Source organism: Halomonas campaniensis (genome assembly GCF_002211105.1).
Classification (GTDB): domain Bacteria; phylum Pseudomonadota; class Gammaproteobacteria; order Pseudomonadales; family Halomonadaceae; genus Vreelandella; species Vreelandella campaniensis_A.
The window spans coordinates 23,558-32,413 of sequence record NZ_JPUA01000004.1; the positions used below are offsets into that span (position 1 = coordinate 23,558).

At 42.8% G+C, this 8,856-nt stretch carries 9 protein-coding genes; 3 read left to right on the top strand and 6 right to left on the bottom strand.

Going from position 1 to position 8,856, the window contains the following annotated elements:
* Window positions 1-46: 46 nt before the first annotated feature.
* A complete protein-coding gene (locus JI62_RS02605) occupies window positions 47-724 on the top strand; it encodes a hypothetical protein (RefSeq protein ID WP_088698681.1) in 678 nt (225 codons plus the stop codon).
* Between the two features lie 70 nt (window positions 725-794).
* On the opposite strand, the gene JI62_RS02610 is transcribed toward JI62_RS02605, so the two are convergent.
* Genes JI62_RS02610 through JI62_RS23170 form a run of 5 tightly spaced genes read right to left on the bottom strand, consistent with a single transcriptional unit; the run spans window position 795 to window position 5,969 of the window.
* On the bottom strand, window positions 795-2,978 hold the full coding sequence (locus JI62_RS02610) for a hypothetical protein (protein WP_088698682.1): 2,184 nt from the start codon (window positions 2,976-2,978) through the stop codon (window positions 795-797).
* The gene (locus JI62_RS02615; RefSeq protein ID WP_088698683.1) at window positions 2,969-3,550 is read right to left on the bottom strand and encodes a CHC2 zinc finger domain-containing protein; all 582 of its coding nucleotides are present in this window, start codon (window positions 3,548-3,550) and stop codon (window positions 2,969-2,971) included. Before JI62_RS02615 ends, JI62_RS02610 begins: the two co-directional genes overlap by 10 nt.
* The gene (locus JI62_RS02620) at window positions 3,535-4,452 is read right to left on the bottom strand and encodes a DsbC family protein (RefSeq protein ID WP_088698684.1); all 918 of its coding nucleotides are present in this window, start codon (window positions 4,450-4,452) and stop codon (window positions 3,535-3,537) included. The genes JI62_RS02615 and JI62_RS02620 overlap by 16 nt, the downstream gene beginning before the upstream one ends.
* Window positions 4,449-5,558, bottom strand: a complete 1,110-nt coding sequence (locus JI62_RS02625; protein WP_088698685.1) for a hypothetical protein — start codon at window positions 5,556-5,558, stop codon at window positions 4,449-4,451. Before JI62_RS02625 ends, JI62_RS02620 begins: the two co-directional genes overlap by 4 nt.
* 9 nt (window positions 5,559-5,567) lie before the next feature.
* On the bottom strand, window positions 5,568-5,969 hold the full coding sequence (locus JI62_RS23170) for a lytic transglycosylase domain-containing protein (protein WP_088698686.1): 402 nt from the start codon (window positions 5,967-5,969) through the stop codon (window positions 5,568-5,570).
* 74 nt (window positions 5,970-6,043) lie between these two features.
* Here JI62_RS23170 and JI62_RS02635 point away from each other — a divergent pair, with 74 nt between their 5' ends.
* Together JI62_RS02635 and JI62_RS02640 are read left to right on the top strand one after the other, a co-directional pair.
* Window positions 6,044-6,646, top strand: coding sequence for a hypothetical protein (locus JI62_RS02635; protein ID WP_088698687.1), 603 nt, complete (start codon window positions 6,044-6,046; stop codon window positions 6,644-6,646).
* Window positions 6,647-6,813: 167 nt separating this feature from the next.
* On the top strand, window positions 6,814-7,176 hold the full coding sequence (locus JI62_RS02640; RefSeq protein ID WP_088698688.1) for a hypothetical protein: 363 nt from the start codon (window positions 6,814-6,816) through the stop codon (window positions 7,174-7,176).
* 498 nt (window positions 7,177-7,674) lie between these two features.
* Here JI62_RS02640 and JI62_RS02645 read toward each other — a convergent pair whose 3' ends face one another.
* Window positions 7,675-8,250 (bottom strand): OmpA family protein, encoded by a 576-nt coding sequence (locus JI62_RS02645; RefSeq protein WP_088698689.1) that lies wholly within the window; start codon window positions 8,248-8,250, stop codon window positions 7,675-7,677.
* Window positions 8,251-8,856 lie beyond the last annotated feature (606 nt).

The window sequence follows — 8,856 nt, forward strand, 5'->3', positions numbered from 1 at the left end:
AGGACTCCTGGATAATAATATAGCTTGATTAAGGGGGTTCCATGACATGAGTGATAAGCATGTTGAGCTATCGACCGTGTTTTTTTACCCAAAGGGTGAAAGGCCTCCCTCTAAAGTTAATTTAAGTGAGTGTGGGCCTCCGATGTTAGCGCAAAACGATGATAGTATTACATGCCTTTATGGGCTACGGCATCGAAGACTGGGTTTTAAGCAAATTCATGATTTTGCTGAAAAAAATAATTTAGATTATGAAGTTGTAGATATGAAGCTACCAGTACGAGAAGCCCCTTCTACTGTCAATAGGGAGGATCTTGGTGCCCAAGAAGTTTTGTCTCTTGCACGTATTTCTGGGGATGTAAAGCAAATGCTTTATGAGGGTATGAACATAAATGAGAGTTTAAGCCGAACTGAGCAGCAGACAAAGTTGATTGAAATGCTCTCTTCAAATAAAGATGCAATAAATACTTTACGAGATTCTCTTCATTCAAATGAAGTTCCTTTGGTTATTCATCCGACAAGGTTAAGCGAAGGGGAAGAATCGATTGCTGTTGCTAACTTGGCTAAGTCTTCTTGCTCACGATTAGTAGGTATCAATTGTAGAACTAAGAAAGGAATAGAAATTGTTAATGATTTAGGTTCTCCGGACAATGAAGTCAAGGATTTAACTAGAAATAATTCGAATGAGAGGAGCGCTGAGGTTGTCAAGAAAAAGCCAAAAGGTTAGATAAACGATATTGAAAGCCGTGCGGCGCGAACACTAAAGCGAAGCACGGCATTATCATTACCTATTGCTTCTACAACTCATCGTCGAAAAATTCTTCATCATCAAGTGTTCGCTCCTTGGGCATCCATGAGCCATCCTCTTGACTATCACACTCTTTCATGGCCTCAGCTGCAGCTTCGAACAGGATTGGCCCGATAAGCTTAGGGTCAACGTCAATTGACGACTCCTTCAGTTGCTCAACTCGATTCGCTACCTCAATCAGACGATCAAGAATCGGGTCATTGAGATGAGGAAAAGCGGCAGGTAACCCCTTCTGTAGATGTCGGATAACCCCTGTTGTTTCGCTCATGTAATCTTTAGGTAGCCGTAAGCATTCAGGTGCTTTCTCTATAGAAGGCGGCTCAATGGGCAAAAACCGGTTGAGCTTTACTTCGACTTCTCTTGCCCGTTTATCCTCGTCTGGTATATAAAATGAGCTACAACGCACGACTTGATCTTGGAAAATCACTACTCCTTGCCCAGGAGAGAGGTTTTTTAGTTCATCAATACGTAACCGTGCTTGTTTCTCAACGCGTGTCGAGGATTGGTTCTTCCAGCTAGAACCGCCAATGATGCCTGTCTCACGATCATGACCTGAAAGAACACTGTAAAACCCTTCATCGGCGGCCTTATTGAAGATATCAAAGGTCTCGGCTGCATCTTCCAATGCCAACGTCCACTTTACTTTTGTGTTTGCAATGAGGGCTCCAATCTCTCCTTTGTCCCCAGCGTCCATCAGTTTTTGAACATCTTGGACACTTGCCACCATCATGAATCCTAGCGATCTCGCTTGCGCATACATAACCGCGATGCCTTCTGCAAAGTAATAGGCAAGCTCATCCCATATGATGATAGAAGGATAAGGTGAATTGGTTTGTTTAATATTAAGTACATCATTTTCACTACCCTCGACCTGGAAACCGAGGTTTCTAGCCATCATTAAACGTACTGAGTTGACTGTTAACTTACCAAGTGCACCGGCTTCACTCGGTGATTTTTCCAGACTGGGAACAAGAATACAGAGGATCCTGTTATTGAGTAGAACATCTTCAGGGTCAATCTCTGGACTTTGCGTATCAAATATATATCCATAGGTATCCATCATCATAGAGAGTACGCGAGAAAACTGGCCAGTTAGGTAGCCATGTTGATTACGCACTTCAGGATCCCAATCCTCAGGGCGGTCTACTAGCGCTGGGTTAAAGCCAGGTAGGCCGGTCTCGAAATAGCTCTTTATAGGCTGGTACGCTATTTCTGGAGCTCCGGGCTCAAGGGACTCTTTATACAACTTAACGAGATTATCTAAAGCTAAATAGTGCCGGTACTGACCAATAGATATTTGAAATCCACCCTGCGCCCGTTTGTAACAAAATACCTGTGTTAACGCCGAAATAAGGTTAAGAGCTTTATCTTGCCATACAGCACTATCACCGGAGGTTTCAGGTAGAAGTGATGAAGTTAAGTTAAAAAGAAAGTCTGCTGACCCATAGGCGTAGGGGTTTTGATTGTTGGATTGAGGAAGATCTACTTCAAGTCCTTTCTCTATTCGGATGAAGCGTTCTAATGGGTCTTCTCCACCCGTAAGGAAGTTGAGTAATAAAAAATCATCTTCTCGGCCAAACTTCCTGGCCATGCTCCACATCGAAAAAGGCAAGCTACTATCTCCCTTGCCGTCAGCGTAGACTGTGCCAGACCCCCAACAAAGAGAGTTTGCGTAAATGCCAAGGTTGGTTTCTGTTTTACCAGAACCAGTAGTTCCAGCCAAGAACAAGTGCGTTCTGGCATCACTATTTGTTAACCACAGCTCTTGCCCTCTTTTGCTGCGGTCAGCAGAACGTAGAAAACCTAGATAGAGAATGCCAGAACCAAACGCTACTTTTTTAACTATTTTACTGCGCTTTACTAGCCCAAACCAAAGAGACTCTTCTTTCATGATCTCCTGGTAATCAGAAGGGTCTCGGATTTTTAAATCCTTTGGAATACGCAGCGGTAATCTAAAAGATCTTTCACTACGGAGCATGGTGCACATCCAGAGAATGATTAACCATACAGGAAGTAGTATAGGCAGCAAGAGTGAAGCTGCTGTGATGCAAAAAAGAAAAACTCTATACGGTCCTGGATCAAAGAACCGTTCTTTTAATTTTTTGCCGAAGGGCGTGGAATCAAGTACTAGTTGATCCCGCTTTATCTCCCTTTGTGAAGCTTTTAGTGACATTGCTCAACTCCTATTTGATATTTTAACGGTCTTCCTGAGAGCGCTGAACGTGAAAAAAGAAGCATACAATGACTATGGTGTGCTTTGGTGAGCTTTCCATCGACGATATGTTTGTAGCGGTCAGTTTCATGTGGTTGATTGTAGATATACTGTGAAGAAAGTGAATCGCAAATTTTCAGGTTTATGAAGCCGAGCTTAACTAAAATGAAAATTTTAGATATTATTGAATTAAAAATTCGACTATCATTTTGATATGAACTTTTATTCAGGCTCTCCCATGAAAAATGAGCCTTTTGAGCTGACAATGTTATGTCTTCTTGGAACGACATGGAATTATTTCGTTTCAGCCACTCAATAGCGTTTGCTTTCTTTACACTCGTATCAATGAAGAAAATGAAGTGGCGGTCATAGACCGCCAGCGAAGGTTTACTATCTTCATGAAACGGGTAATGAGCAACGATAACATTACTGATTTGTTTGTATCGAACTTCTGGTTCAATTAACTCGGGAAAGTAAGCGCTGCCCCGAACATGTTTGATATTCCCCCCCGACCAATTTATGAACTCAGCCATTCCCGAATGCTCTCTGTGTCGCGAGAAACAGAACGCGGTGGTTGTTCACCTTTGGCGTTCAACAATGTTGGTGTTCCTGCAAAGCCCGCTGCTTGGAAGAACTGGTTGTTTAAATTTACAGCAGTGTCGCCTGACTCACAGGCGTTTGCATCTAAAACGGGATCTCCTGATGCAGCTGTCTTCCAGACATGAGCACGTTCCTCTGCATCGCTTTGGCATAGAGACGACGATGCTAGGGGAAGTGACTGATCTTTGCCAATAACACTTACGGGGAATATCTCAACTCTAATCCCTAAATCAGCGAGTTCGTGTAGTGTTGGCTCTAATTGCTGACAGTAGGGGCATAGCGGATCAGCAAAAACATAAAGTGTATTTTCTGCTTCGTTTGGGCCCAGACGGACGGTGACACCGCGTTCTACTCCCTGCTTTATACCACTGGCGAGCTCATCTTTTGATGCTTGTGAGGCTGGCTGAGGTTGGGGCAGGGCATTCTGCTGTTCGGTAAACGGCTGTGTAGTAGCTCCTATACCATTGTTGCTGCTAGGTGGGGATTCAAGCATTGAGTTACCTATTTCACCTAAATTAGGAGAGTAAATATTGTTCCCCTGACTTACTAGCGCTCCATTAATTACGAATAAACTTACAATTAGGAAACAACCAGTAGCGCCCCATTTTATAGCTTTTATTAAATGATGCTTTCGTTTGGCTTTTTTAATTGTTTTTAAAAGACGCGTTGTCTCTCCCTGAACAATTCTATTATCTGCATCATTTCCTTTTTCTATAAAAGCAATAGATGTGCCATTAGAAAAGATGATTTTACCGTCTTTAATCGCAAAGCTTTCGTCTCCTACCAGATGGTAGATGTCATCATATCGACCTGAGAAAGTAGCCTTCCATGTCATTGTGGATCACCTTCATTTCCGTTAATGGGTTTAACAATAGTACCTACATTTATGAGCCATTTTTCCAGAGCATCCACCGCTGGCTGCACATGAATGCCTTCAATTGTTCCTTGTTTGTTTTTAGCGAACATTTCCCAATTAGCTTGACTGACAACGCCTCCACATTCGCTCCAGCTGACTTTCCGGCCTGAGTTATTCAGCGTATACCATAGTGTTCTATCGATGCCTTTGAGCCAACGAAAATAACTGGACGGAAGTTTTCCGAACTTGACGGCTTCACGGTGCATTGAGTAAAGAAGTGTTGGCTTAAATTTGTGATGTTTAAGCCAATCGTTAACAGCTGGGTTCTTAGAGTATTTTTTAAATTCATTCTCGATAATCGTGAAATCTGGATAACCGGTTTTGCTTGAACTGCGATTTAGCTTATCAAGCATTAGTTGAGATTCACTACGATCATCACCGAAAAGGCGAGACGCAAGTATTGCAAATACAGCCCGTTCATGTGGTTGGAAATTATCTATATCAGCAATTTTATCGCCTAGCTGCTTTACAAACACATTCTCAGTAGCTTTCTTGTCTAGCATTTTCCTGTGGAGCAACCCGTTCTCTTTTGCGAATTCTAACGGTGAGATACCAGACCTATGCTCCTCAGGGTTGTTTTTTAAGAGATTAGGGTAATTGTTAAGAGGGATTGTTGCAGTGCTGTGGCTATTCATAATACGGCGCAGCCGTTCAAGTGACATTGCTCGTTTAGTCTGTTGCTTTGGATCATTGAACGTGCTCTTAAATTCAAAGAATATCCAAAAAATTGCAATGGGAGAGAAAATAATATAACCCATAGCTGAAAGGCGTAGGTACTCCAAAAACGGAATCCTATCTGAGTATTGACCCGCTTGGGCAAGCTCTTGGCGGATCGGGTTAAATACGTGTTCCAAGGGGCCTACTGAGATATAACCCAATATAGTCCAAGAGAATTTTAAAGTATGGTAAACGATTGAGGTATGGTAGAAGTACCAAATCCCAGCCAGTAGCACTATCGTTACTAAGGCAAGAAGCCCAAATAAAAAGGCATCATCATTCTGTCTTTGCCCGTGATTCGTAGCCATAATGTTCCCTCATCGTTCCGAATTTTTATAGACTGCTCTTATATACCGATTGTGATGGCGTGGGGTTCTACTATGATAGTTTCCGACTCCCTTCCAGAAGTCACCTTCAGCCGAATTAATTTCATACCTGAGAATATAAGCAGCGGCCATTGCAGATGCGCAATAATTATTTGTGAGTACCTCAGATGTATATCCGAACGCTTCCAGCTCCTGCACCCAGACTGAGTTGATCTGGAATGGGCCATGATCATCTGTGCCGTTGGTGTTGCTGACCCTCTGTCCAACTGTCCCCCCTTCTGTGCGTAGCACACCAAGCATTGCCCTTAGAGGAATATGGTATCGCTGTGCAGCCGTAACCACGCATGCAGGTAGGTCTGGTGGAATAACCGGCTCTACAGGTAGTGAATCCATGTCCTTGTCTCGCTCTATCTTTTAGTATCGTATATATTGAGCAAAAGCTTGCCAGCAATCAAGGATCGAACGAAGTGCATTTATTTATTGAGGAGAATTCAGAGTTAGGGCGAGCGTCCGGTGACGCTATTGGCGAAGGGAAAAGAGAAGGAGAATGCATACCCCTGGCCAGTGGGGATTTTGTTCCCGGGTGCTTTGAGCACTTGCTTACACTTTCTGATCCGAAAGACCAGGATCCGAATGCGAAGCAATGTAGTCTGGAAAGTCTGCCACTACTATTGTCTGTGAAGCATAAGTTTATTGGTGAAAAGGAGTCTCGGATTAAGCTGAATCAGCGGCTGGCTGAGCAGGCCTGGGAAATTGTCCATGCTGGATATCCCGATGAAGAAACTCAGGCCATTCTGCCTGTCACCGCCCTGAGTATAACCCCGCTAAGGCATGAGCAGGAGCAGATAAAAGCCGGCCAGCTGACAATGCAAGGCTTAGTGTACGGCGTTGCGGCCCAGGAAGCTGAGAGAATCAAACCCGAAGGTGTGATGGTGACAACTGATACCGGCTTGGGGTGCCCTTCATGTGAGAAAGGTACCCAAAACTGCGAGAAGAAAAAGAATGGTTTTTTCTGGGGCTGTAGCGTATATGGCGAATGCAAATTCTCTTTTCTGGGTAATCGAAGGTAACTGGATTTGAATGCCAAAAAGAAAAAGGCACCGGCCATTTCAGCTGAACACTTGTGCTCGAAATATGTGAAAGGCTTGTTTCGCCGCGCCGATCGAAAAAGGGGAGCTCCCTACGTTCAATTTTCGTGTCTTTGACAATGACGGCAAATCAAACCTAGGAGGCGACCATGAGTGAAGATAGCTCAAACCTTTATTGGATCTCTCTTCCAAACTGCAATGGATCTATGCCCTTAATCATCACTGTATCTGTTTTTCGAGAATTTAATGGAGAGGTCTTGTGGGATTTACTCCCGATGACCGCTGAAATCCTAAATAGGGTGGCAGCACAATATAATCGTGAAGGTGCAGTAACCGTCAAAGTGCATGAAAGAGGCGACGTTTCCAACATAATTAGCAAAGTAACTAAGCTGCTCGCTTCCCCCGTTTCGATGAAGGCATCCTTAGTTGTGTTCGCCCAAAATGGGCAAGTGGCTGAACGAGTTCTTGATCAAATTAGAAAAGACGTTAGGATTCAAATGATAGTTCAGTAGCCAGTGTTCATATAAGTTAATTCAATAACGCTTAAAAAAGCGTTAAAGCTTTAAATACACTCTTATTTACCTAAGTAATAGAAGGATATGTTATGTTTTTCTAGTTTGCGGGTACGTTAGCAGCTTATAAACGATTTGGGGGCGCTAGCTGCGTTTGCGTTGAATAGGCTGTTTAAAAAAATTGTGTTGTGGAAGCAAGTACTGCCTGTTTCTAAAGTTGACATATATTGTGAAAAATGAATTTTGCATGTGTGAAAGTAGGCGAGCCTGCTTTTTTATTATCTTATCCTCTATCTAAAGTGTGATGTGCTTTTAAGTGGTTTTATCTTCACCTGAAAATGCAGTATATCGCTCATGAAGTATTTTATCTTTCCTTTTGCATAGAATCCTTTTGCCATATTGAGTACAGAAAACTCTTCAATGAGTGATCGGTACTCAATATGGATTTGTTAATTTATTGCTACGATTTTGTTGATAATTTCTTACTATCCATATTGCTCATTTCCATTCGCCAAGCTCTACTCTTCTATTGAGGGCGCGTCCTTCAGGTGTTGCGTTAGTAGCAATTGGGTCTGACTCACCATAACCAACTGCCCGCATGTTTTGTGAGGGGAACCCTTTTGAAACTAAGTAACTTTTTACAGAGTCGATTCGACGTTGTGATAATTCTAAATTGTATTGGTCGGTGCCAATGGAATCTGTATGGCCTTCCAAAAGAACCCTTGCGCTTGTATTCTTCACTAATTGTTTAGCAATCTCGTCTAACACCGCTTTTGCAGGTCTAGTAAGCTCAGCAGAGTCAAATCTAAAATTTACGTCTTGAAGCACCAAGTTTTCAGTAGCACAACCTATGATATTTACCGGTAAACCTGATGGTGTATAGGGGCATTGATCAAGATAGTTGGCTACTCCATCATTGTCGTTGTCCAGCGGGCAACCATTGGAATCTACCTCCACACCACTAGGTGTAGCAGGGCAATTAGTGGGTTGCGGTTCTGGCTCTGTCGACGGTGTGTTCGCACATCCCACTAGGCCATAGAAAACTGTACTGAAAAGCAAATACGTCCGTTTCATGGTTGATTCCTTCTGCGAAAGAGTGGTAAGTAAGTCCCTTACTCTCTAGGTTTTTTAGTATTGTAAAGTTAATGAGAAAAAACAGAAAGTGATTACTCCAATTACTCATGGAGGCAGTTTGGAACGGTATGCAGCGCTTGCTGTGCCGTTAACTGGCACTGGTACTCGTAGTCTTCGTGAATCAAATCAGAATTTTTAATTTGAAGGGTATAGGATGAGAAGGTGGGTGCGGTGCCAGACTATGTAATAAATGATGCATTGCTTAGAATCCAAGCTGGTCAACCCGATAGTAAATATTGTAATACTGCACAAAGTAAAAAATAGCTTCTCTTTCTCGCATTTTTTGTTGCCTCAACTCTGTCGTGTATCATCACGAATTATTGCTACAAAGTATGGTAGTAATGCAGATAGTAGTTGTTCTGATTGCCAGGATTTGGTTTTAAAAGCCAGGCATGGTATTAGCATCAGTCAATAAAATTTTTTGAGTTATCAGGAGATCATTGCATTAGATTACATCACAGCTTTAATATTTGGATCACTCCCTGGATTCATAGAATAAGCGCAGCACTTTGGACTACAAGGTAGAGGCAGGTGGGCCAGCGCCGG